This window comes from Microbacterium sp. CH12i (assembly GCF_000685355.1).
GTDB lineage: Bacteria > Actinomycetota > Actinomycetes > Actinomycetales > Microbacteriaceae > Microbacterium.
Genome location: NZ_JHET01000008.1, coordinates 1 through 23,475, shown reverse-complemented (window position 1 = coordinate 23,475; position 23,475 = coordinate 1). Strand labels below are relative to the sequence as shown.

Here is a 23,475-nt window from a genome sequence, read left to right as displayed (position 1 = left end):
CTCGCTTTCGTCTTGTCGACTCCTCCAGTCTCGTGCCCGGGCGCGGAGTGGACGTCTCAATTTGACCGTCAGCGGCCTTCGCGCAGATGCGCGGGCCAGATCCCGTAACGTCCGGGGGAGAGGATGCCCTTCGGGTCGACCGCATCCTTGATCGTCTCGACGAAGCGCCGGTATGCGTGGTCACCCCAGGACATCCGGTCAGCGACGTCTTCCATGAAGTCGAGGTGGGCTCGATACTCGCTGTAGCCGTGCGTGGCGAGCTCGGCGACGAGAGCACGTGCTACACGGAACGCATTGCGGGCGGATTCTGCGTCGCGAGGGTCGAAGTTGATGCTCGAGACGAGTGCGCATGCGCGCTCGCCCGTGACCAGAATGCCCGCCTTGTAGTTGAATCCGGTCTCGTCCTCGATGATGCGTCGGATCGTGGCCATCGCCTCCTGTACACGCGCGCCCTCCATCGGCACGATCGGGGCCAGGCCGATGTGGGCGAATCCCTCGCCCTTGAACTTGATCACGTCGAGGTTGGGTACACCAGCGGTGATGCGATCCGAGATGGAGGCGATCTGCTCGTACTCCTCGGGGGCATAGATTCCCGGGACGGTGACGCGCGCGCCCGGGATCTTCTCCCACTCCCGGGTGACAGCGGTGATCAGGTAGTCGACCTCGGCGCGGTCGCCCCACAGGGCGGCGCGCACGTACCAGCGACCGAGCCCCGTCTCTTCCGCGATCTGCTGCACCTCCTCGTCCGGGAGGATGCCCTTCTCGGCTCGCGTGATCACCTCCGGCACACCCGTCATGGTCGCGGCCATCAGGGTGTTGTAGAGGCTCGGCACTCCGCGGAGGTGGTTCTTGAGGCGAAGCTCCCGGATGGTGTCGATGGCGGCGCCCAGGTCGTCGTCGTGTGCGACCGTCATCAGCAGCGGCGCGTAGGCCTCAGGTGCAGGCATGAGCCAGATACCCATCTTCACGACGATCCCGAGGTTGGACTGCATGAAAAGCGGATCGAGGGTCGGTCCGACGCCTCTCTTGTAGAGGTGCCACGACGGGTTATCGGGCATGGCGCCCATCCCCGTCCGCAACGTCTCGCCGCTCGGCAGTACTACTTCGAGCCCGCACGGCGCCATGAAGTCGGCCCCGTACGGCAGGTAGCTCACGCCATTGTCGAGCGAGTTTCCGATGACGCTTCCCCAGCCGAGATCCGGGACTGAGACCGTGAGCCGCGAGCCACGCGAGCGGAGTTCGTCATAGAGCTCGAACCAGCTGACACCCGGTTCGACGACGGCGTAGGCGAGTTTCTCATTGATCTCGAGTATGCGGTTCATGCGCCGAAGGCTGATGCTGATGGATCCGCCGACGCGCGAGGATGCGCCGCCGTAGCCGTTGTTGCGACCTTGGGAGTGCGTCCATACCGGGATGCCGGTGTCGCTCGCGACCGTCAGTATCGCTTGGATCTGATCAGAGGTGGTGGGATGCACCGCTACCGACGGAGCGTACGTGTCATCGCCGGGGATCCAGTACGGATCGCGCAGCGGCCAATCCTTGTCGGCCATCTGGGCGCGATCGACGACGAGGCCGTCATCGCCCACGATGTCGCGGAGTCGCGTGATCACCTCATCGGTGAGATCCGGGGGGGAGACGGCGGACGGGTTTCGGGGGGACATGAGGCTCCTGGAGGATTGGTGGATGCGGAGGCGATTGAGGTTACCGCGGGCCGGAGCGCGCGCCGGGTCACAGTGTGAGACGAGGCGCGCTGCGGCCGGCGGGAGGAGGTGGTCAGTTCTCGGCGTTGTACTTCGCGGCGAGCGGAGACTCGTACTGGAATTTCTCCAGGGTGAGCCCGATGGCTGCCGCAGGGTCGACGCGGAACACCGACAGAGCGGTAGTGGGTTCGCGTTCGTCGATCGAATCGCCGTAGAGGTAAGTGCCGCCGCCAAGGCCGAGGTCATCGACTTCGCCGAGGGAGGCCGCGATCGACATCAGATTCTCGCGCGAGAGATCACCATCGGCGATCGCCCGTTCGAGGATCGCGGTCGTTGTGACTGACGAGAGGTAGCCCGTCTGGTAGCTGTTGGCATAGGGGATGTAGTCGGGATAGAGATCCTCGAGGTCTTCTTGCATCATCGCCTGACCGGGGGCCTGGTCCCCGTCCCACTCGGTCCCTGTCATGAACACGCGAACGTGTTCGATGATGTACTCGGCTCCGGGACCTGTCGCCGTCGTCGCGAGCACAGCCATCGCCGGCGCGAGCCACGTCGCATCGAAGTCCAGTTGCACGGCCTTGATGGCTGCGTTCTGGAGCGTGCCACCTGTGCCGGCGAGGTGCACGACCCCGCATCCTGCGTTCTTGAGCTGTGTGATCTGAGCCACGAAGTCCTGATTGCCGGTGGGATAGGTGACGTCGATGCCCTTCGCGAGATCGAGTTCATCCAAGGCGAAGTGGAAGCCCTCGCGGAAGGACGCCCCCGACTCATCGTCCTGAGTGAGCGAGCAGAAGATCTCGTCCCCGAGACCCTCTTCGTTCACGCATAATCGACGCCGGCCGCCGAATACGTCGGATAGATCGGGCCGAACGGCACGATATTGGGGTCGGAGACGAAATCCTGCGTCGAGATGCCGGGAACGACGAGCATGCCGTCGTCGCGCATCGACGGGAGCAGCGCCTGGATGATCGCGGTGCCGAGGATGCTCTGGAACATCACGACGTCGTCCTTCGCTCCCTGATAGAGCGGGATCGCGACCGCCGGCGTGTACTCCGAGTCGTAGTTCACGATCTCGACGTTGTATCCCTCGAGGGGTCCACCGGGGGCGGTGCACGAGCGAAGTAGGCCTCGCCGCCCTGCACCTGCGTGATGGCAGCGGCGAACACACCCGAGACGGGCACGAGAGACCCCACGCGGATCGTCTTGGTCGCCGGATCGTAACCCGGCACCGCTGGGATCTCTTGGGTATCGCCTGCCGGGGCGTCGGAAGTGGTTGCGATCGAGGTCCCGGCGCAGCCGGTGAGCAAAAGCAGAGGAACGAGTAATGCAGCAGCGCGTCGTCGAGCGTGCATGGGTGACTCCTTGGGATCGAGGGTGGGGCTGTCAGAATTTCAGGGTGGTCGCAGTGGTCGATCAGACCCTGGTGCGCACGAAGTCGGCCACGCGCGTGTACGAGAGGTCATCGTCGCTCCACTGGCCGGCGGGGTAGGTCTTGTTCACCTCATGGTCGCGGACCGGATCGATCGGCAGATGCTCGCCCTTCCAGTCGAGTACGACCTCTCGGTCGACGATCGCCCACGTGCCATCGCGCTTCTCCAGACGATCGAGATAGCGTCCGCCGAGCACATCGTTGCCGGTTGGTTCGGAAATGCGGTGCAGCACGATGTGGAAGTAGGTCTCGGTGAAGCACACGTCATCCCCTTCGAACGTGAAACTGACGTTGCCGAGATAGTGGTTGTGAGCGGTGTAGTGAAGGGTGTGTCCGCGGTGCGCCCATCGGGCTACGTCGTCGGGGCCGCCCTCGAACGAACCGTGCCTGTCGCGGCCATCGACATGGAACGCCGAGGCGACGAGCGCGAGGTCGTGGCGATCCATTCCGCGGGCGTAGCGGATGTGGGCATCGCGGATGTCCTCGCGATCGATCAGTCGCTGGACGGCGGGGTGGAGGGGAGACGTCATATTGTGCCTTTCCTTCGTGGTTGTGAGGTCGGCGTCAGTGTATGGACGGATTTCGGGGCGGTTGACAAAGCTTCCGTATAACGGAAGCCTGGCGGTGCGCGTCGCATCGACCCGGCCCGGCAGATCGCGTCAAGGAGGACATCACGATGCTCGAGCAGACCCGGACGCGCCGCAGCACCGGTTCCGTGACGCTCCGCGCGATGCGGATGCTGGATGCGTTCGAACCCGCGCGGATGTCGCTCTCGCTCAGTGAACTCGCGCGATTCGCTGACGTTCCGCTGAGCACCGCGCACCGGCTGCTGTCGGACCTCTGCACATGGGGAGCGCTGGAGCGCGACGTCGAGGGGCGATTCCATGTCGGGGTCCGCATCCGTCAGCTCGCGGCGCTCGCGCCGCGTGGACGCCTGCTGCGGGAGGTGTGCCTTCCGGTCATGGAAGACCTGGTGGCGGTGACCGCGTGCTCCTGCGTACTGGCCGTGCTCGAAGACACCGACGTAATCAACGTCGAAGTCGTGCGCGGCACCCGCTCGGAGCAGAAGATCACCGGCCAGCGCTCGCACGCCCTGACCACGGCAGCGGGACGCGTACTCGTCGCGTTCGCTCCCGCCGGCCGCCAGCGGGAGGTTCTCGAGAGGCCCGTACCCGCTTTGACGTCGCACACGGTGACCGATTCCGTGAAGCTGCGTGCGATCCTGGCCGAAGTGCGCCAGGCGCGCGGCGCGGTATCGCGCCAACAGGCCGACGACGACTTCACGGGGGTGGCAGCGCCGGTCATCGATGCGACCGGGGAGGTCGTCGGGGCGCTATCGACGGTTGTGCCGGTGGACGCGAGCGATCTCGGCGCGCTGATGGCGCTCACGACGGCGGCGGCGCGCTCGGTGAGCCGTGTGCTTCAGCCGCTCATGCCTCGTCGCCCGAGCTGACCGCTCAACCGTCAGAGTCTTTCGCGTGCGGAAGGTGTCACCCTGAGACGCCCGCTGGGCATCCCGCTCCAGGGCCCGGATACTGAACTCGGAGTCCGGCGCAGGTGCCGGACGCAACCAACGGCCGGGAGCGTGCGCGTGAAGGATTTCGAGGGCCGGGTGGCCTTCATCACTGGGGGCGCTTCGGGTGCCGGGCTTGGACAAGCCCAGGTCTTCGGTCGTGCAGGCGCACGGATCGCGATCGCAGACGTCCGCCAGGATGCTCTGGATGAGGCCGTGACGCTGCTCCAGGCGGAGGGCATCGACACTCTCGGCGTTCGACTGGACATCACCGACCGAACGGCCTACGCCGCCGCCGCCGATGCCGTGGAGGCCCATTTCGGCGACCCGGTGACGCTGCTCTTCAACACGGCCGGGGTCAACGGCTTCGGGCCGCTCGTCGCCGCCACCCATGCCGACTTCGATTGGGTGCTCGGTGTGAACTTCGGTGGTGTCGTCAACGGCATGCTGACGTTCGTGCCCCGGATGATCGAAGCGGGCCGAGGCGGTCACATCGTGACGGTGTCATCCATGGCGGGCTTCACCGGTTCGCCATCGGCCGCGGTCTACGCGGCCGGCAAGGCTGCGGTGATCAATCTCATGGAGAGCTACGCGATCGCGTTGCCGGAACATGGGATCGGCGTGTCGCTGCTGTGCCCGGCGAGCATCCGCTCCAACATCGCGAACGCGCTGCAGACGCGCCCGGGGACACTCGCAGAAGGGTCAAGCTTCAGTGACGACCCGGACTTCATCGCGCTGCAAGCCCGACTCTACGCGGGCGGCATGGACCCGATCAGGCTCGCGGAGCACGTGCGCGATGCGATCGAGGCGGATCGGTTCTGGGTGCTGCCGTTCACCGAGACGCGCGACGGTCTGCGCGCGCACTTCGCCGGCATCATCGCCGCGTACGACGACGCGGAGACCGATCCGGGCTCCGCTGCCGAGCGTGCCGCAGCTTTCGACGAGTACCGCCGCGACTACAGGCGCCTCGCGCGCCGCGACTGAGAACCATCGACTTCCGGCCGTGCCGGTCCGACCAGAGAGCGAGAACTTCGTGCCCGTTGTGTCTTTGAAGGAGATCGTCGACCGGTCATTCGCCGGTCGCTACGGCGTCCCCGCGATCAACGTCTTCAACGACCTCACACTTGAGGCCGTGCTCGCCGGAGCCGTCGCCGCACAGTCGCCCGTGATCGTGCAGACATCCGTCAAGACCGTGAAGTCGATCGGCGTGGAGGTCTTGGGGGCGCTCTGGCGGGCCGAGACCCGTGACATCCCTGTGCCGGTCGCACTGCACCTTGACCATTGCCCCGACCGAGCCGTCGTCACGGCGTGCCTCGAGAACGGTTGGAACTCGGTCCTCTTCGATGCCAGTGAGCTGCCTGTCGAAGAGAATCAGCGTCAGACCGTGGAGGTCGTCGCTGAGGCGCGACGCTACGGAGCGCACGTCGAAGGCGAGATCGAATCGATCACCGGCGTCGAGGACGGCCACGGCTCCGACGAGGAATCCGCGCGGCAGACGCTCGACGTGCAGCTGAGGTTTCTCGAAGCGACCGGCGTAGATGTCTTCGCTCCCGCGATCGGCAACGCGCACGGTTCGTACAAGACGGCTCCTGTGCTGGATGCGCAGCGCATCAGCGACATCGTGGTGCGGCATCCCGTGCCGATCGCACTGCACGGCGGCAGCGGACTCAGCGACGATCAGTTCCGCGATCTCATCGCACGAGGGTGCGCGAAGGTGAACATCTCGACGGCGCTGAAGGAGCTCTACATGGGCTCGACGCTCGCCTTTCTCGAAGAAGCGCGGGAGGCCGGAAAGTGGGATCCACCCTCGCTTTTCCGCTCAGTACGCGGAGACGTCATCGACATGACCATCGGATACGCCGAGACTTTCGGCAGCGCCGGTAAGGCGTGGTGACCGTGACAGCACTGATCTTCGACTGCGACGGTGTGCTCGCCGACACCGAACGCGACGGTCATCTGCCCGCGTCAATCAGGCGTTCGTCGACTTGGACGTGCCGTTGCAGTGGGGGCCCGTCGAGTACGGAGAGAAGGTGAAGATCGGTGGGGGCAAGGAGCGCATGCGCTCGGAGTTCACTCCCGCTTTCGTCGCAGCCCACCCCGACATGCCTCAGGACGACGAGGCTGTCACCGAACTCGTCGCGCGGCTGCACCGGCGAAAAACTGCCGTCTACACCGATCTCATCGAGGGGGGTGTCATCGCCCCTCGCCCTGGCATCGCACGGCTGGCGGCGCAGGCGGATGCCGCCGGTTGGCAGCTTGCGGTGGCTTCCACCTCCGCGGAGCCGTCGGTGCGCGCCGTGCTGCGTCGCGCCGTCGGAGATGAGCTCGCGAGCCGGTTCGAGGTGTTCGCGGGCGACGTCGTCGTCGCCAAGAAGCCGGCACCGGACATCTATCTGCACGCCCTCGCCGCGCTCGGAGTGGCTGCTGATGATGCAGTCGTGATCGAGGACAGCGGGATCGGGCTGCGAGCAGCACGATCGGCGGGACTGCGGACAGTCGTGACCGTGAGCGGATACACCGCTGAAGAGGACTTCACCGGTGCAGCCCTCGTGCTCTCGAGCCTCGGTGATGTGTCGCGCGACACGGCCGCGGTGGTGCTGGCGGATCCGTTCGACTTGCGACCCCCCGCCGAGGTCACGCTCGACGACATCATCCGCATTCTGCATGCCGTACCCACTGGGGCGGCCGTTCCCGAGGAGAAGCCATGACCGCCGTCGCTGCCCAGTCCGTCCGATTCATCGTCGAATCGATCGCCCGCACGGCGGTCGACAACGAACAGGAATTCGGTGACCTCGATGCCGTCGTCGGCGACGGAGACTTCGGTTTCTCCCTGGCACGCGGATTCGAGAAGGTTCTCGAAGACATCGATGCATACCCGACCGACGATCCGGGTTCGTTTCTGCAAGGCGTGGCGATGACGATCTCCAGCCGGATCGGCGGCACCTCGGGCCCGATCTGGGGGACGGCGTTCCTGCGTGCCGCGATGGTCGCGAAGGGACGCGACGCGCTGACGGCGCAGGATGCCGTCGAGATGCTCCGTGCATCCGTGGCCGGGATCCAGGCTCGGGGCAAAGCCGAACTCGGGGACAAGACCTTGCTCGACGCCCTTGTCCCGGCGATCGATGAGCTCGAGCGTGCGGCCGCAGACGGCGGCAGGAGCTCGGAGATCATCGACCGGATCGCTGTCGCGACGCGCTCCGCGGCCGAGGCCACGAGCAGCCTCCAGGCGATGCGCGGTCGCGCGAGCTATAGCGGGGCCCGCAGTATCGGTTCCCCCGATGCCGGAGCGATCGCGCTCGCGGTCATCGCCGAGCGGCTTGCGCTCGAATGGCCGAAGAGCCCGGCAGTATCCGAATGACCACCCCTGAACAGAACGGAACCCGATGAAGAAGTTCCTCGATGACCCCAAGCAGTTCGTGCCGCAGATGCTCGAGGGACTCGCGCTCGCCAACCCCGACACGCTCGTGTACGTGCCTGAGTACAATCTCATCCAGCGTGCGGACTCGCCCAGCGTCGATCGGGTCAGCATCGTTCAGGGTTCGGGATCCGGTCATGAGCCGGCCCACGTGATGAACGTCGGCAAGGGGATGTTGTCGGCTGCCTGCCCCGGTGACGTGTTCGCCGCACCTCCCGTCGATTACGTGTACGAGACCGTCAAGCGCCTGGCATCTCCGCGCGGCGTGCTGCTATTGGTGAACAACTACACCGGGGATCGGATGGCGTTCGAGATGGCCGAGGAGCTCTCGGTCGCGGACGGCATCAACGTGCGGACCTTGTTCGTAGATGACGACGTCTCCGTGCAGGATTCTCTTTACACCGTCGGTCGGCGCGGTGTCGCGGGCAATTTCTTCGTGATGAAGGCTGTCGGCGCGGCGGCGGAGGCCGGTGCTGACCTCGAAGAACTGGTCCGCATCGGTGAGAAGGTGAACGCCGTCACCCGGTCGATGGGGGTGGCGCTCACCGCGTGCACTCCGCCGTCGAAGGGGTCGCCGCTGTTCGACCTCGCCGGGGACGAGATCGAACTCGGCGTCGGCATCCACGGGGAGCCGGGGCGTGAGCGAGCGAAGATCGCGCCCGCGAGCGAACTGGTCGACACTCTGCTCGATGCTCTCGTCACTGACCTTCCGTTCTCGTCAGGTGATCGTGTCGCGCTGATGGTGAACGGTCTCGGGGGCACGCCGATCAGTGAGCTCTACTTGTTGTACGGAATCGCCCACAAGCGCCTCGCGGCGCAGGGGATCACCGTCGGACGCAACTACATCGGCGAGTACTGCACGTCACTCGACATGGCGGGCGCATCGCTGACACTCGTCAGGCTGGACGAAGAGATCGAGGACCTTCTCGCGGCGCCGGCTGAGGTGCCGATCCGGGTCTTCTGACATTCTCGCGCAGTCACGTCTCTTCAGCGGTGCGCGATCCGGTCATCGGCGGGCGAGTGACATGAGCGCCGCGATTGCGACGACCGGATCATCGACGGGGTCTCTCAGGCGGGATGACGGGATAGCTCTCACGAGGCTCGCGCGAGCGTCCACCGGAACGAGTTGCGCAGGATGAATCCTCCGCGGTCATCGCGAAAAGGCGCAGCCGCGGCGATCACGACGGGACTCAGCTCTGAGATCGTTCCCGGATCCTCGCCGAGCAGTATGCCCTCCGAGAGCGTCTGCTCATCGCGCGCCAACCGCGGGGGTTCACCGTACCTCGCAGCGAGATAGACAACGACGGGAAGGGCGAGAACTGTGCCATATTCGCTCGACGAGTGATCGCGTTCTTCGCCTCACTCTCTGCGCGGCACTGCGCGTTCGACGCGGTACTGAACTCCCAGGTCGGATCCTCCATCTGTGTCCTAGGCGGAGGCGTGTTTTGCTGAGCTGAGGAGATCCATCGCGACAGCCGAGTATCCGAGAAGTGTCCGGAGTGCCCCGAGAACGACGATTCTGACGAGTCATCGAGCGCCTCCAGTGTGACGAGTTCCGGTCACCGACGACGTAGCCCCGCGCCACTGCCAGCAACGAGCGCTTTCCCGGCCACGATAAGGCCATCACCCGGGGGCTGGAATTGCCGGCACACCACCCTGCCAAGGCGGAGACCTCGCAAGGGATCCAGGGGTTCAAATCCCCTCGTCTCCGCCATTTTTCCCTGGTCGGATACCTGTTTCAGGACGGATCGGCTTCGGTTACGATTGGATCTGCTGCCGCCGCCGTAGTCGGCTTCGTTCTCCTCACCGAACTCGCCTCGCATATGCCCTTCCTCGGTGCAGAGGTAATCCATCATCTCCATGATCGCCTTCCAGCGGCGAAATCGGGAAGTACTGATTATCGCGACCATCTTCCTGCCTGACGCTCACAAAGATCCCGGAATGGATGGCTGAGACCACAGTACGAACCGGGACCACTGAATCGTGCTCGTTGAGCGGCCGGCTCATCCCTGAGCGCGGTAACCGACGGTCAGGGCTTCGTCGCAGCGATCTCCGCACGAATGATGTCCCTGCCCGCACTGAGCGCGCTCAGCTTCCCGCGTGCAACGTCCCGAGACAACGGCGCCATTCCGCAGTTCGTGCTCGGGATGAGCTTGTCAGCATCGACGAACGCGAGCGCGCTCCGGAGAGTCTCGGCGACCTGCTCCGGGGTCTCCACTGTCGCGCTCGCCACGTCGATCGCCCCGAGCATGACCTTCTTGCCGCGAATGAGTTCGAGGAGATCCATCGGCACGTGAGAGTGCTGGCACTCCAGCGAGATGACGTCGATGGCGGATTGCTGCAGGAGAGGGAAGGACTCCTCGTACTGGCGCCACTCGGAACCGAGGGTCGCTTTCCAATCGGTGTTCGCCTTGATGCCGTATCCGTAGCAGATGTGGACGACGGTTTCGGCGCGCAGTCCTTCTGCTGCCCGTTCCAGCGTCGCCACTCCCCAGTCCTGCATCTCGTCGAAGAAGACGTTGAATGCGGGCTCGTCGAACTGGATGATGTCGACCCCCGCAGCCTCGAGTTCCCTTGCCTCCTGGTTGAGGATCGTCGCGAACTCCCATGCCAACTTCTCGCGGCTCTTGTAGTGACGGTCGGCGAGAGTGTCGATCATCGTCATCGGGCCGGGAAGCGCCCACTTGATCGGCTGGTCGGTCTGCTGACGGAGGTACTTCGCGTCGTCGATGAACACGGGCTTCTCACGGCTCACCGCACCGACGACGGTCGGCACGCTCGCGTCGTATCGATCGCGGATTCGAACCGTCTCACGCTGATCGAAGTCGACGCCGTTGAGGTGCTCGATGAACGTCGTGACGAAGTGTTGGCGGGTCTGTTCCCCGTCACTGATGATGTCGATGCCGAGCCGGCGCTGCTCCTGAACTGCGATGCGCAGCGCATCCTGCTTGCCCTCGATGAGAGCATCGCCCTGCAACTTCCAGGGAGACCAGAGGGTCTCCGGCTGCGCGAGCCACGAAGGCTTCGGCAGGCTGCCGACGATCGAGGTGGGGAGAAGAGTTGTCATGCCCGTCACGCGACCGGGGTGAGGTAGTTGGCGGCCCAGCGTTCCAGCACGTCCTTATGCGGCTTCACGAAGTGCTCCTCCGTGTGCTTTCCCTGCGCGAGCGCGAGCTGATTGCGCTCGACACGGTCGTACGCGATCTGCGTCCCCGAATAGTTCTGCTGATCAAGGGTCGGTCGGTAGGTGCTCGCAGCAGCCGAGTTCGCGTTGTAGATCTCCGGGCGATAGATCTTCTGGAACGTCTCCATCGTGCTGATGGTGCCGATCAGCTGCAGGTTCGAGTAGTCGCCGAGCAGATCGCCATTGAAGTAGAAGGCGAGCGGCGCCACGCTGCCGGGGGGCATGAAGTACCGGACCTTCAGCCCCATCTTCGCGAAGTACTCATCGGTGAGGGAGTAGTCGTCCTGCTGATATTCGACACCGAGGATCGGGTGGTGTTTCGCGGTGCGCTGGTACTCCTTGCTCGTCGAGACGCTGATGCAGATGACGGGCGACGTCGAGAATCGCTCCTGGTACGCGGCGGAGCCGAGGAAGTGCTGGAACAGCTTGCCGTGCAGGACGCCGAAGTCATCGGGGACCGTGAAGGTGCCGGCAGCCGCGGTGACCGCTGGCAGCAGCACGCTGAAATCGAAATCGCGGACGTAGGACGAGAAGTTGTTCCCCACGATCCCGTGATGACGTTTGCCGGTAAGCCGGTCGACGATCTGGATGTCGAGGACTTCGAGCAACGGAAACTCCTTGTCCTCACCTCCCGCGGTGAATTCCAGTTCGACGGAGACGATCTCGAGCTCGACGCTGTAACGGTCCTGGGTGGGGTTGTCCCAATGCGCGAGCTCGTTGAATCGACGGTCGATCATCGTCAGGGCATTGCGGAGGTTCTGCCGGCGATGCTCACCTCGGGCCAGGTTGGCGAAGTTCGTGGTGATTCGCGAATTTTCGGAGGGCGCGTAGTCCTCGTCGAAGCGGGTGGTGGAGATATTGAAAGTGAATTCATTCGCCATGAGCGGCCCATCTGGTGGCTGTGATCGGCCGGGGTCGGCCGCGCGGAAGTCTGTATTCCTATCGTGCAGGCACGGGCAGATATCGAGTAAGTCGCCGCGACTATGCGCTGTTATAGTCTTTACCTATGGCCCGCGGATCTAACGGCATCACGCTGCAACAGCTCGCCTACTTCATCGAGGTCGCAGCGGAGGGGTCGATCAGCGCTGCCGCCGACCTGCTCTATGTAACTCAGCCGACCATGTCCACGGCGATGAAGGAACTCGAAGCTCGCGTCGGCCGCACCCTCTTTCACCGTTCGGCCCGCGGAGTGACGCTCACCGCCGAGGGCGCGGAGTTCCTCGGATATGCGAGGCAGGTCACCGAGCAGGTAGCGCTCCTCGAGCAGCGCTACCTCGGTCGGCCGCCGTCCAGGCGCCTGCTCGGAGTCTCGGCGCAGCACTATTCGTTCGTCGTCGACGCGTTCGTCCGAATGGTGAAGGGCAGCAGTGCGGCCGAGTACGAGTTCTCGCTGCGTGAGACGCGCACCTGGGAAATCATCGAGGATGTCCGGACGTTCCGCAGCGAGCTCGGCATCCTCTACCGGAACGAATTCAACCGGAACGTCATCGACAAGCTTCTCCGGGACTCCGGCCTCGCGTTTCACCCTCTCTTCCTCGCCGAGCCGCACATCTTCATCTCTCGGAAGAACCCACTCGCCTCGCGAGATCACGTCACCCTCGCAGATCTCGCCGATCTGCCACGGCTCACCTTCGACCAGGGGGCGAACAATTCGTTCTACTTCGCCGAGGAGATCCTCTCCACCCTGTCGAGCAAGCAGGAGATCCGGGTCTCCGATCGAGCTACTATTTTCAACCTCATGATCGGACTCGACGGCTACACGATCTCGACGGGCATCATCAGCGACGACCTCGACCCGGAGATCGTCGCCATTCCGCTCGACGTTGACGAACGCATCGAGATCGGCTGGATCCGCCATTCGGCTATTCCGCTCACCGAGCAGGCACAGCGCTACCTCGCTGAGTTGCGGGCTGTCGTGTCAGGCTTCGGCATGGCGCTGCTCGGCTAGCGAGTCTCGCGAAGCGCCAGTTGCAATGCGACCTCCGAGATATCGCCGAGCCGCCCGATGGTCACAGCACGCGAACCTGCGGCGTTGGGAGCTGCGTGCGCGACGCATCCATGGGTAGCCTCGACGCGAACCATCACGCCATGAGGCTGAAGGGTCGCCATGACCGCTTGTGCGATATCCATTCCGAAACGTTCCTGGAGCTGTGGGCGGCGGGCGGCTGATTCGACCACCGCCGCGATTCTGCTCAGGCCGGCGATTCGCTGATCGGGTGCGTAGAACACGTCGGCTGTGCCCATGAACGGCAACAGGTGATGCTCGCACACCGAGGTGAAGCGGATTCCAGTGAGCGCGACCAGGTTACCGATCTCGTCCGTGCTCAGATTGTCGAGCGGTGTTCCCAAGGCGGTGGCCGGGTCTACGCCGATTCCCGAGAACAGATCGGCGAACATGTCGGCTACGCGCTGTGGGGTGCGGGCGAGCTCGGGGCGGTCCGGGTCTTCCCCGACGGCGAGCAGCAACTGGCGCACTGCCGCGATCGCGTTTGCTCGGTTGACAGACCGTTGCGGCGAGTCGCAAATTGACAGCATCCGGCATCCTCCACTCACACGCGTCATTGCGATCCCCCGAGAGTACCTATGTGCATAGTGATTGGCAAGCCGAACGAAGGTTTCTAGCGCCGATATCAATACCTATTGTCATTACCTATCGAGATAGGTATAGTCGGATCCGCGCGACGTTGCGCTATCCCACACGGAAAGGCCCGCCCGTGGCACACACCGCCCCCGCTAATCAGTCAGCCGCAGTGAAGCTCGTGGAGAACTTCTCCCTGGAGATGACCGGGAAGGACGTGCCAGGGCTCGAAGAGGCGCGGGACGCGATCCCGCAGGGTTCGAAGATCAATGTCACGTTCCTCGGTAATGAGGATCTGGAGATGCGCGTCAGCGCGTCGAAGGCCGTTCGAGACTTCGGTTTCGTGCCGGTTCCCCACATCTCGGCGCGACGTCTGTCGTCTAAGAGCCAGTTGGAAGAGTTTCTTGGTCGGCTCCAAGAGGTGGGTGCGACGGATCATGTGTTCTCGGTCGGAGGCGACCCGCTACGCCGGAAGGCCCTTACGACTCATCGCTCGCTGTGATCGAGACAGGCCTGCTGCAGCGCTACGGAGTCAAGGAAGTGTCGATCGCTGGATACCCGGAAGGCCATCCTGATATCAAGAACGACGTGCTGTGGCGCCACCTCGAGGCCAAGTCCGTTGCGCTGAAAGAGCAAGGTCTGAACGCGGTGATTCTGACGCAGTTCGCCTTCGACACCGACCCGGTGATGGAGTGGATCACCGCCGTCCGCGACCGGGGAATCGATTCGCAGATCCGCATCGGAACGCCGGGACCCGCAGGCATCAAGAGGCTGCTCGGATTCGCGCGCCGGTTCGGAATCGGCGCCAACGCGATGATCGTGAAAAAGTACGGGTTCTCGCTCACGAACCTGATGGGAACGGCGGGCCCAGACACTTTCGTGAACGATCTCGCGGCGCTGCTCGCCGACCCCGAGACCGTCGAGCGAACTGGAGGGGTCGAGAAGACCAAGTTGCACTTCTACACATTCGGAGGGCTCAAGGCCACGGCCGACTGGGCGAACCAGTTCACCGCACGGTCCTGAATCGACGCGATCGTCGTGGAAACCGCACAATGACTACGGAGCCAGCCGAATGACCCACACCGTCGAATCACTCATCGATCACGCGTGCCTCGTCGTGCACGGTCCAGACCGGCAAGGGCTGGTCGCGGCGATCACTGCGCTGATCACCAGAAACAGCGGCAACATCATGTCGCTTGATCAGTACTCCGACAACACCGAGGATGATGAGTTCTTTCAGCGCGTTGTGTTTCATCGGCAGGATCTGAAAGTGGCGATCGAGGAGATCGAGGCCGATCTGGCCACGACGCTCACCCCATTCGGCGTGGAGTGGACGCTCACCGATCAGTCCATCCCCAAGCGGATGGCGATCCTCGCATCCACTTCCGACCACTGTCTGCTGGAACTGCTCTGGCGACACCGTAGGGGCGAGTTGCCCGTGACGATCCCCATGGTGATCTCCAACCACACGAACGTCGCAGAAGATGTCCGCTCGTTCGGGATCCCGTTCTTCCACGTGCCGTCGGAGGGCCCGGACAAGTCAGCGGCAGAGGCCCGGATTCTCGAGCTGCTGAAGGGGAATGTCGACTTCGTCGTGCTGGCGCGATACATGCAGATCATCAGTGAGGATTTCCTTGACGAGGTCGCGGTTCCCATCATCAACATCCACCACTCGTTCCTGCCCGCGTTCATCGGGGCCGCCCCGTATCGGAAGGCCCGCGAGCGAGGTGTCAAGCTGATCGGCGCGACATCGCACTACGTGACGAAGGAACTCGACGAGGGTCCGATCATCGAGCAGGACATCGCTCGAGTCAACCACGCGATGACAGCCGCCGACCTGCAGGCCCGTGGCGCCTACGTCGAACGCGCGGTCCTCTCCAGAGCCGTGCAGTGGCACGCCGAAGATCGTGTCATTCGTAAGGGCAACCAGACCATAGTCTTCACTGATCGGCCCTAGTCGATCTGAGGAATTGCCTATTGTTAGTACCTATCGGCATAGGTACGCTCATCTCGAGAACGGCCTTTCCGAGGGATCAAGAAAGCCCCGCCGTCCCCCGTACGCGATCCTGTCGCAGAACGACGACTACGGAGAAGGCTACGTCGAAGGATTCAAGGACGGCATAAAGGGAGCCGACAACATCGAGGTCGTAAAGGAGCTCACATATGAGGCCACCGACACCTCTGTGGATGCTCAGCTGACTGAACTCGCTGCGACCGGCGCCGATGTGTTCGTGAACGCGATGTCCATCAGTCCGCTAGTGATCTCGTCGCTGCAGAGGGCGCAGGAACTCGGATGGCTGCCCAGCTGGTTCCTGCCCTCGAACACCTCCAGCCCGAGTGCAATCCTCGAGCCCGGAGGGGCATCGGCCTTCCCCGGCGTGTATACCGTCGCGTTCGCGCAGTCCTCTGCCGCGCCGACCTTCGCCGACAGTGAGGATGGCGCTGCCTTCCTCGCGGGCCTGAAGGAATATGCCGACTACCCCGACACGCCGGCGTTCCCGCACTGCGTGTGGTCGTACCAGGTCGGAGCGACGCTGGAGCAGGTGTTCGCCAAGATGACCGAGCCCACGCGCGCGGACTTCATGAAGCAGCTCCGTTCGATCAGCGATTACACCGCTCCTCTCATGCTCGAGGGTGCTGTCGTCGACACCACCGAAAAGGGACTCCCCGCCGTCTCGTCGGTTGTCGTGCAGAAGTACAACGGCAAGGGATACGCAACCGCCGAGACGTGGGAGTAGCCCGCCGCCGACGCGAGGGCGTTCGCCCCGTGACTTGATCCCTGGAAGCTTGATCCCTGAAAGCCCGATCGATGAACTCGATTCGGCTTCCAGGGGTCGACTGTACGGCGCCGGGGCATATCCCTACGGGTATCGTGATGACGGTCTCCCACCGCAGGGGACCAAAGCGGAAAAGGAGTCCGATGAGTCTGCGCATGGCCTTGCTCGCAATCCTCAGGGTCGGCCCATTGTCCGGCTACGAACTCGCCAAGCAGTTCTCTGGGTCTGTCGGGCACGTCTGGTACGCGCCGGATTCGCAGATCTACCCCGAGCTGCGACGGATGGAGACAGACGGACTCGTCGCCGCTGAGGAGCAGGCCCGTGGCGAGCGGGGCACGCGCCGTCTCTATCACGTCACAGATCTCGGGCAGGCGACGTTTCTCGAGTGGATGTCCTCCCCGTTGGAGTACCAGCGATTCCGTGACCCAGCGCGCCTACGCGCGGCGTATCTCGAAGCCGCCACCCCCGAGGCGGTGCGCGACTTCATGCACAGACACATCATCGAGTGGACGAACGAACTGGCGCAGTTCGAGGGCCAGCTCCGGCAGACGGATGAACTGACCAGCCCGATGCTCGTCCGTCGACTCGCGGTCACGGCACCTGAGGACTACGAGCGGACCAGCGCGTACAAGCGCTTTGCCTACGAGGGGCTCGTGAATCGCGCGCGCGTGGAGATCGAGTGGGCGCAGCAGGGGCTGGCACTGCTGGAACGGCTGGGCGGGGAGCATCCGGTGATCGTTCCATCGCCGGATGCTGCTGCACGGTGACCACACGAAGATCACGGTGATCACACGAAAATCCATTTACCTCTAGACATAGGTAAATGTGTAGTCATATGATGGCACTCACAATCCTCTACAGACAAGGAAGTCGAGGCTGTCATGGCTGGCAATCTTCAGGAGCTACTGGACGAGAAGGGGAGCGCCGTCGAGCTGCTCCGCAATTCGCGTATCGGTACGTACATCTATCCCGTCGTGCCGGCGGAATTCTCCAACTGGCGACGTGAGCAGAAGTCGTGGCGCGAGAGTGCAGTGCTGTTCGATCAGACGCACCACATGGTCAACTTCTTCGTGAAGGGCCCAGATGCGCTGCGTCTGCTGAGTGAGACTGGGATCAACAGCTTTGCGAACTTCCCCGTGAACACGGCGAAGCAGTTCGTGCCTACCGCTTCCAATGGTGGCGTCATCGGAGATGGCATCCTTTTCCACGAGGCACAAGGCGAGTACGTCTACGTCGGACGTGCACCGGCGGCGAACTGGCTGCAGTTCCACGCGGAGACCGGCGGCTACGACGTCGAGTTCCAGTACGACGACCGCTCGCCCTCCCGTCCGTACGGTGAGGCGGTGCACCGCGACTACTACCGGTTCCAGATTCAGGGCCCCAACGCCTGGCCGATCATCGAGAAGCTTGCCGGGGGACCTGTCGAGCAGGTGAAGTTCTTCCACATGGGCCACATCGAGGTCGATGGGATGAACGTGCGCACGCTGCGCCACGGCATGGCAGGGGCACCGGGTCTGGAGATCTGGGGTCCGTACGCCGAGCACGGCCGCATCCGCGATGCGATTCTGAAGGCCGGCGCGGAGTTCGGCATCGAGCCGTGCGGCTCGCGTGCGTACTCGTCGAACACGCTGGAGTCGGGCTGGATCCCCTCGCCGCTTCCCGCGGTGTACTCGAGCGAGGGCGAGCGTGCCTACCGCGAATGGCTTCCGGTGAACAGCTACGAGGCGACCAACGCTCTTGCCGGCTCGTTCGTGTCGGAGAACATCGAGGACTACTACCTGAATCCGTGGGAGCTGGGCTACGGTTCTTTCGTCAAGTTCGACCACGATTTCGTGGGTCGTGAGGCGCTCGAGAACACCGATCCTGAGGTGCAGCGCAAGAAGGTCACCCTCGCGTGGAACACGGAAGACCTTTCCAAGGTCCTCTCCAACGTGGTTGACCACGATGGCCCCACGTACCAGGTCTTCGACCTGCCGAACGCGAACTACGGCTCCTCGAACTACGACTCCGTGATCGACGCCGACGGCAAGAACGTCGGTCTGTCGCTGTTCACCGGTGTCAGCGCGAACGAGCGTCGTGGCCTGTCGCTGGCCACTGTCGACCGGGACATCCCGACCGGCACCGAGGTGCGCGTGGTCTGGGGCGAGCCCGACGGCGGATCGGGGAAGACCACGGTCGAGCCGCACGAGCAGATCAGCGTGCGTGCCGTCGTCAGCCCGGTTCCTTACGCGGTGACCGCCCGTACCGAGTACCAGGGCGGATGGCGTTCCACAGGGGCGCTCTGATTTCATGATTTGACGGGGACGGATGCTGAGAACGAGCATTCGTCCCCGTCCGGTTTCCGGCGCGTTGATGGAGGAGTTTGGGCATGGCGCTTGATTTGTCGTATAGGGATGTTCCGGGCACGACGGTGTTCGATGCGGAGCAGGCCCGTAAAGGCTTTCATTTGAACCAGTTCGCGATGTCGCTGATGAAGCCGGAGAACCGTGAGCGCTTCCTCGCGGATCAGGCAGCGTACCTCGCCGAGTGGCCGCTCAATCCGGTGCAGCATCAGGCCGTGCTCGACATGGACATGAACACCATGATCGACGAGGGTGGCAACATCTACTTCCTGGCCAAGATCGGCGCCACGCACGGGCTGAGCTTCCAGCAGATGGCCGGTTCCATGACCGGGATGTCGGAGGCGGCGTACCGCGACATGATGGTCGGTGGCGGACGCCGCCCTGAGGGTAATCGTCTCAAGGATTTGGATGGGTGGACGCCTCCGTCGACGGAGAAGTCTGAGGTGATGCGTCCGGATGCTCCGGCGCGGTTTACGTCGGCGGTGTTCACCTCGCATGTGCCGGCGATTGGTGCGGCGATGGATCTTGGTAAGACGGAGGAGCCGTATTGGAAGAAGGTGTTCGACGGTTACGAGTGGACCCGCAAGTGGGTCAAGGAGAACACTCCCGATGTTGTGATCCTTGTCTACAACGATCACGCGACGGCGTTTGATGCGAACATCATCCCGACGTTCGTGTTGGGTACGGGTGAGCATTACCCGGTCGCGGATGAGGGGTATGGTCCTCGTCCGGTGCCGGATGTGAAGGGGTACCCGGAGCTTGCCGCCCATATCGCCCAGTCGGTGATCCAGGATGATTTCGACCTCACCCTCGTCAACGAGATGGTCGTTGACCATGGGTTGACAGTGCCGCTGTCGCTGATCTTCGGTGACGTGGAGGAGTGGCCGTGCAAGGTCATCCCGCTGCCAGTGAACGTGGTGCAGTACCCGGTCCCCTCCGGACGCCGTTGCTACGAGCTGGGCAAGGCAATCCGTCGGGCCCTCGACAAGTGGGACGGCCCGGAGCTGAACGTGCAGATCTGGGGCACCGGTGGCATGAGCCACCAGCTGCAGGGACCGCGGGCGGGTCTCATCAACGAGGAGTGGGACAACGCGTTCCTTGATCACCTGATCGCTGACCCGAAGGGTCTGACGGAGTGGTCGCACATGGAGTACGTCGATGAGGCGGGCTCCGAGGGGATCGAGCTGGTGGACTGGCTGATCGCTCGTGGTGCGATGGATGACCAGTTCGGCGGAGAGGCACCCGAGTTGGATCACCGGTTCTATCACGTGCCGGCATCCAACACCGCCGTCGGCCACCTCGTCATCAGCAACCCTGTTGCCCAGAAGGAGTGATGCATGACTGACAAGATTCGCGTAGCCGTCGTCGGCGCCAATGGCGCCTTCGGTATGAAGCACCTCGATGGTCTGATGAACATTGACGACGCCGTGGTGACTGTCGTCAGCGCCACCTCGCAAGAGAAGGCGGATGCCGTAGCGGCGAAGTACGGCGTCGCCAATGCGGTTGTCGGACTCGACGCAGTGCTTGAGCGCGATGACGTGGATGCCGTGATCCTTGCGACGCCGACGGGTCTGCACGCAGAGCAGACGCAGGCCGTGCTCGCCGCGGGCAAGCACGTGCAGGTTGAGATTCCGCTCGCCGACTCGCTGGCGGATGCGGAGGCAACTCTTGCGGTGGCCGAAGCATCCGATCGCATCGCGATGGTGGGCCACACCCGCCGCTTCAACCCCTCGCACCAGCTCGTGCACAACCGGATCACGGCGGGCGAGTTCAACGTGCAGCAGATGGACGTGCAGACGTACTTCTTCCGCCGCACGAACACGAACGCCAAGGGCGAGGCGCGCTCGTGGACCGACCACCTGCTCTGGCATCACGCCGCTCACACGGTCGATCTGTTCGCCTACCAGGCGGGCAAGATCGTGCAGGCCAACGCCATTCAGGGTCCGATTCATCCTGAGCTCGGCATCGCCATGGACATGTCGATCCAGCTCAAGAGTGAAACGGGTGCGATCTGCACGCTGTCGCTGTCGTTCAACAACGACGGACCGTTCGGCACGTTCTTCCGATACATCGGCGACACCGACACGTACCTCGCGCGCTACGACGACCTGTTCAATGGCAAGGACGAGCAGATCGACGTCTCGAACGTCGCGGTCAGCATGAACGGCATCGAGCTGCAGGACCGCGAGTTCATCTCTGCGATCCGCGAGGGCCGCGAGCCGAACTCTTCGCTTCGTCAGGTCATCGACTGCTACCGCGTGCTCGGGCAGCTGGAGGAGCAGCTCGCGTGACTTTGTCTATGGGTGGGCCGCGGGCGCTTCCTCGGATGGGTCTGGGCTGTATGAACCTCAGCCACGCCTATGGTGTGCCGCCATCCGATGAAGACGGGTTGGCGCTGTTGCGTACCGCGCTCGACGAGGGCGTGACGCATCTCGACACCGCCACCCTCTACGGCGGCGGCCGCAATGAAGAGCTGGTCGGGCGCGCTCTGCGTGGACGGCGAGACGAGGTTGTGCTCGCCAGCAAGGGTGGTATGGCCAATGTTGACGGCTCGAAGGTGATCGACGGACGGCCCTCCACGTTGCGCGCCCAAGTGGATGCTTCGCTCGGCCGCCTTGGCGTTGACCACATCGATCTCTACTACCTGCACCGCTGGGACAAGACTGTGCCCATCGGCGAGAGTGTCGGCGCGCTCGCCTCGCTCGTTGAGGAAGGCAAGATCGGCGCCATCGGGTTATCTGAGGTTTCGGTGGACCGGCTGCGCGAGGCGCAGGCTGTGGCTCCTATCGCGGTGGTGCAGAATGAGTACTCGCTGTGGAGCCGCAACCCCGAACTCGGGATGCTCGCGGCAACCGCGGCTGCCGGGATCGCGTTGGTCGCCTTTTCGCCGGTCGCGCGTGGATTCCTGGGTGACTCGGTCGGTGACCCGAACGCATTGGCGGAGAAGGACATCCGCCGGGCGATGCCGCGATTCCAACCGTCGAATTGGCCGGCGAACGCGGCGCTGCTGCCCGGATGGCGTGCGCTCGCCGCCGAGGCGGGATGCACCCCGGCACAGCTCGCCCTCGTCTGGTTGCTGTCACGCGGTAATCATGTCGTGCCGATTCCCGGGACCACGAGCATCGGGCACCTTCGGGACAACTTCGCCGCGGAGTCGCTGTCGGTGGATTCCGCGCTGCTCGAACGCGCGGGTGAACTGATCGACACGACGACCGTGTCGGGACCGCGCTATGCGCCGGGTCCGGCAGCAGAGGTCGACGCCGAGACCTTCGAAGACGCCGCATGAGGGCGATCTCCTCGATGGCAACGCGCCACGTGCTCGCCGACCTGACGGCTGCGGCCGTTTCTGCAGGGTTGCCTTCTGTGGATGTCGAGTCGGTCGGGGGAGTGGATGCCGCTTCTCGAGTGGCCGACGGTGAGGCGTTCGACCTCGTATTCCTGGCTGACGGTGCGCTGGCAAAGCTCGCCTCGGACGGGCACGTGGATGCTGCGACGGTGGTACCGCTCGTGCTCTCGCAGGTGGCGGTGGCCGTGGCATCCGACTTTTCTGAGCCCGCCATGCGACCGAGTGGCGCGGCATTCCCCGATGTTTATGGTCTACAGGCGGCGCTGCGCGCCGCGCGTCGCATCGGCTACTCAACCGGTCCGAGCGGTACCGCGCTGGTGCGCATGATCGAGGACTGGGGCATGGCCGATGAGGTTGGAGACCGGCTTGTGCAGGCGCGCGCCGGGATTCCGGTTGCTCGCTCACTCGCGGACGGTGACGTCGACCTCGGGTTCCAGCAACTGAGCGAGCTGGTTGGGCAGGCGGGGGTGCGCATCCTCGGTGTCATGCCGGACGACTGCGCCATCGACACTGTTTTCGCGGGCGCGGTGGCGACGGCATCCGCCGACCCGGCCGGTGCGCGCGAGGTGCTGGCGTTCCTCGCTTCTGAGGCGGCTGCGGCGATCAAGGTGCACCACAGCTTCGGGGTTCCGAATCGCTGAGTCTGGCCGAGGAGTTGGTGGCATCCCCGTCGCGGTACACCGGTGCCTCGATGGAGGAACTGGCAGGATTGAGCCTCAGCCGGTTGCTGAGCCTGTTGAAGCACAGGCGCGAGGAGATGGATCGACATGACTGCCACCTATATCTACGACGCCGTCCGCACGCCGTTCGGTCGCGCCGGCGGTGCGCTAGCTGTAGTTCCTCGGGAGGTTGTGAACGCGTGACATAGGGAAGACCTCCGGCAAGGATGTGGGTTACCACACTCGCATCTCTAAACCGGAGGTCTCCATGACACACGCTAATGCTCCGTTGACTCCTGAGGGGCGCCGGCGCCTTGCCCTGTTGATAACTCAGGATGGATGGTCGCTTCGCCGCGCTGCGGAACGGTTTCAGTGCTCGCCGGCGACAGCGAAACGGTGGGTGGATCGGTGTCGGGCTGGGCTGCCGCTGACGGACCGCAGCTCGAGGCCGCGGAGGTCACCGAGCCAGCTGCCACGCAAGACCGAGCGGCGCATCGTCGCGTTGCGGCTCACGCGCGTGGGCCCGCACCGG

The 23,475-nt window shown here is 64.0% G+C and carries 27 protein-coding genes; 18 read left to right on the top strand and 9 right to left on the bottom strand.

The window, feature by feature from the left end:
* Window positions 1–68 precede the first annotated feature (68 nt).
* The 5 genes from DC31_RS10930 to DC31_RS10910 all read right to left on the bottom strand — a co-directional run bounded on the left by DC31_RS10930 (window position 69) and on the right by DC31_RS10910 (window position 3,659).
* Window positions 69–1,661 carry an FAD-binding oxidoreductase gene (locus DC31_RS10930; protein ID WP_036280008.1) on the bottom strand — a complete coding sequence of 531 codons (1,593 nt, stop codon included), beginning with the start codon at window positions 1,659–1,661 and terminating at the stop codon, window positions 69–71.
* A gap of 112 nt (window positions 1,662–1,773) precedes the next feature.
* Window positions 1,774–2,523 (bottom strand): ABC transporter substrate-binding protein, encoded by a 750-nt coding sequence (locus DC31_RS10925; RefSeq protein ID WP_036280005.1) that lies wholly within the window; start codon window positions 2,521–2,523, stop codon window positions 1,774–1,776.
* Window positions 2,520–2,768, bottom strand: a complete 249-nt coding sequence (locus DC31_RS19945) for a hypothetical protein (RefSeq protein WP_036280002.1) — start codon at window positions 2,766–2,768, stop codon at window positions 2,520–2,522. Before DC31_RS19945 ends, DC31_RS10925 begins: the two co-directional genes overlap by 4 nt.
* Window positions 2,765–3,052, bottom strand: a complete 288-nt coding sequence (locus DC31_RS18450; protein ID WP_036280000.1) for a hypothetical protein — start codon at window positions 3,050–3,052, stop codon at window positions 2,765–2,767. Before DC31_RS18450 ends, DC31_RS19945 begins: the two co-directional genes overlap by 4 nt.
* Window positions 3,053–3,113: 61 nt before the next feature.
* Window positions 3,114–3,659 (bottom strand): nuclear transport factor 2 family protein, encoded by a 546-nt coding sequence (locus DC31_RS10910; RefSeq protein WP_051606782.1) that lies wholly within the window; start codon window positions 3,657–3,659, stop codon window positions 3,114–3,116.
* A 146-nt stretch (window positions 3,660–3,805) separates the two neighbouring features.
* Here DC31_RS10910 and DC31_RS10905 point away from each other — a divergent pair, with 146 nt between their 5' ends.
* From DC31_RS10905 to dhaK, 6 genes are all read left to right on the top strand, one after another.
* A complete protein-coding gene (locus DC31_RS10905) occupies window positions 3,806–4,582 on the top strand; it encodes an IclR family transcriptional regulator (protein ID WP_036279998.1) in 777 nt (258 codons plus the stop codon).
* A gap of 132 nt (window positions 4,583–4,714) precedes the next feature.
* On the top strand, window positions 4,715–5,626 hold the full coding sequence (locus DC31_RS10900) for an SDR family NAD(P)-dependent oxidoreductase (protein WP_327036854.1): 912 nt from the start codon (window positions 4,715–4,717) through the stop codon (window positions 5,624–5,626).
* A 19-nt stretch (window positions 5,627–5,645) separates the two neighbouring features.
* The gene (locus tag DC31_RS10895) at window positions 5,646–6,536 is read left to right on the top strand and encodes a class II fructose-bisphosphate aldolase (protein WP_235201443.1); all 891 of its coding nucleotides are present in this window, start codon (window positions 5,646–5,648) and stop codon (window positions 6,534–6,536) included.
* A gap of 97 nt (window positions 6,537–6,633) precedes the next feature.
* Entirely contained in the window at window positions 6,634–7,350 is a 717-nt protein-coding gene (locus DC31_RS10890; RefSeq protein WP_235201442.1) for an HAD-IA family hydrolase, read from the top strand.
* Window positions 7,347–8,000: a dihydroxyacetone kinase subunit DhaL gene (dhaL, locus tag DC31_RS10885; RefSeq protein WP_036279993.1), complete on the top strand. Its 654-nt coding sequence runs from the start codon at window positions 7,347–7,349 to the stop codon at window positions 7,998–8,000. Before DC31_RS10890 ends, dhaL begins: the two co-directional genes overlap by 4 nt.
* Window positions 8,001–8,025: 25 nt before the next feature.
* The gene (gene dhaK / locus DC31_RS10880) at window positions 8,026–9,021 is read left to right on the top strand and encodes a dihydroxyacetone kinase subunit DhaK (RefSeq protein WP_036279991.1); all 996 of its coding nucleotides are present in this window, start codon (window positions 8,026–8,028) and stop codon (window positions 9,019–9,021) included.
* A gap of 128 nt (window positions 9,022–9,149) precedes the next feature.
* Here dhaK and DC31_RS18445 read toward each other — a convergent pair whose 3' ends face one another.
* From DC31_RS18445 to DC31_RS10860, 3 genes are all read right to left on the bottom strand, one after another.
* On the bottom strand, window positions 9,150–9,320 hold the full coding sequence (locus tag DC31_RS18445) for a hypothetical protein (RefSeq protein WP_160173224.1): 171 nt from the start codon (window positions 9,318–9,320) through the stop codon (window positions 9,150–9,152).
* Between the two features lie 766 nt (window positions 9,321–10,086).
* Window positions 10,087–11,124 (bottom strand): methionine synthase, encoded by a 1,038-nt coding sequence (locus DC31_RS10865; protein WP_036280317.1) that lies wholly within the window; start codon window positions 11,122–11,124, stop codon window positions 10,087–10,089.
* Between the two features lie 5 nt (window positions 11,125–11,129).
* On the bottom strand, window positions 11,130–12,122 hold the full coding sequence (locus DC31_RS10860) for a DUF1852 domain-containing protein (protein WP_036279985.1): 993 nt from the start codon (window positions 12,120–12,122) through the stop codon (window positions 11,130–11,132).
* Between the two features lie 125 nt (window positions 12,123–12,247).
* Between DC31_RS10860 and DC31_RS10855 the strand changes: the two genes are divergently transcribed.
* Window positions 12,248–13,189 (top strand): LysR family transcriptional regulator, encoded by a 942-nt coding sequence (locus tag DC31_RS10855; RefSeq protein WP_036279982.1) that lies wholly within the window; start codon window positions 12,248–12,250, stop codon window positions 13,187–13,189.
* Here the strand turns inward: DC31_RS10855 and folE are convergent.
* A complete protein-coding gene (gene folE, locus DC31_RS10850) occupies window positions 13,186–13,776 on the bottom strand; it encodes a GTP cyclohydrolase I (protein ID WP_036279979.1) in 591 nt (196 codons plus the stop codon). The two genes, DC31_RS10855 and folE, sit on opposite strands and share 4 nt — an antisense overlap.
* A gap of 179 nt (window positions 13,777–13,955) precedes the next feature.
* Here folE and DC31_RS20290 point away from each other — a divergent pair, with 179 nt between their 5' ends.
* The 11 genes from DC31_RS20290 to DC31_RS10800 all read left to right on the top strand — a co-directional run.
* Complete coding sequence (locus DC31_RS20290) at window positions 13,956–14,321, top strand: hypothetical protein (RefSeq protein WP_327036853.1); 366 nt, start codon at window positions 13,956–13,958, stop codon at window positions 14,319–14,321.
* Window positions 14,318–14,842 carry a methylenetetrahydrofolate reductase gene (locus DC31_RS20285; protein WP_327036852.1) on the top strand — a complete coding sequence of 175 codons (525 nt, stop codon included), beginning with the start codon at window positions 14,318–14,320 and terminating at the stop codon, window positions 14,840–14,842. The genes DC31_RS20290 and DC31_RS20285 overlap by 4 nt, the downstream gene beginning before the upstream one ends.
* Window positions 14,843–14,891: 49 nt before the next feature.
* Window positions 14,892–15,776 carry a formyltetrahydrofolate deformylase gene (gene purU / locus DC31_RS10840; RefSeq protein WP_036279976.1) on the top strand — a complete coding sequence of 295 codons (885 nt, stop codon included), beginning with the start codon at window positions 14,892–14,894 and terminating at the stop codon, window positions 15,774–15,776.
* A gap of 13 nt (window positions 15,777–15,789) precedes the next feature.
* The gene (locus DC31_RS10835) at window positions 15,790–16,557 is read left to right on the top strand and encodes an ABC transporter substrate-binding protein (RefSeq protein ID WP_235201441.1); all 768 of its coding nucleotides are present in this window, start codon (window positions 15,790–15,792) and stop codon (window positions 16,555–16,557) included.
* A gap of 182 nt (window positions 16,558–16,739) precedes the next feature.
* Window positions 16,740–17,363, top strand: coding sequence for a PadR family transcriptional regulator (locus tag DC31_RS10830; protein ID WP_036279973.1), 624 nt, complete (start codon window positions 16,740–16,742; stop codon window positions 17,361–17,363).
* A 114-nt stretch (window positions 17,364–17,477) separates the two neighbouring features.
* The gene (ligM, locus tag DC31_RS10825) at window positions 17,478–18,881 is read left to right on the top strand and encodes a vanillate/3-O-methylgallate O-demethylase (protein WP_036279970.1); all 1,404 of its coding nucleotides are present in this window, start codon (window positions 17,478–17,480) and stop codon (window positions 18,879–18,881) included.
* 83 nt (window positions 18,882–18,964) lie between these two features.
* Window positions 18,965–20,272, top strand: coding sequence for a protocatechuate 4,5-dioxygenase subunit alpha/beta (locus DC31_RS10820; protein WP_036279967.1), 1,308 nt, complete (start codon window positions 18,965–18,967; stop codon window positions 20,270–20,272).
* 3 nt (window positions 20,273–20,275) lie between these two features.
* Entirely contained in the window at window positions 20,276–21,229 is a 954-nt protein-coding gene (locus DC31_RS10815; protein ID WP_200872909.1) for a Gfo/Idh/MocA family oxidoreductase, read from the top strand.
* Window positions 21,226–22,224, top strand: a complete 999-nt coding sequence (locus tag DC31_RS10810) for an aldo/keto reductase (protein WP_235201440.1) — start codon at window positions 21,226–21,228, stop codon at window positions 22,222–22,224. The genes DC31_RS10815 and DC31_RS10810 overlap by 4 nt, the downstream gene beginning before the upstream one ends.
* Window positions 22,221–22,925, top strand: coding sequence for a substrate-binding domain-containing protein (locus DC31_RS10805; protein ID WP_200872908.1), 705 nt, complete (start codon window positions 22,221–22,223; stop codon window positions 22,923–22,925). Before DC31_RS10810 ends, DC31_RS10805 begins: the two co-directional genes overlap by 4 nt.
* Window positions 22,926–23,211: 286 nt before the next feature.
* The coding region (locus DC31_RS10800; RefSeq protein ID WP_152545403.1) for a helix-turn-helix domain-containing protein at window positions 23,212–23,475 on the top strand (264 nt) is incomplete at its 3' end.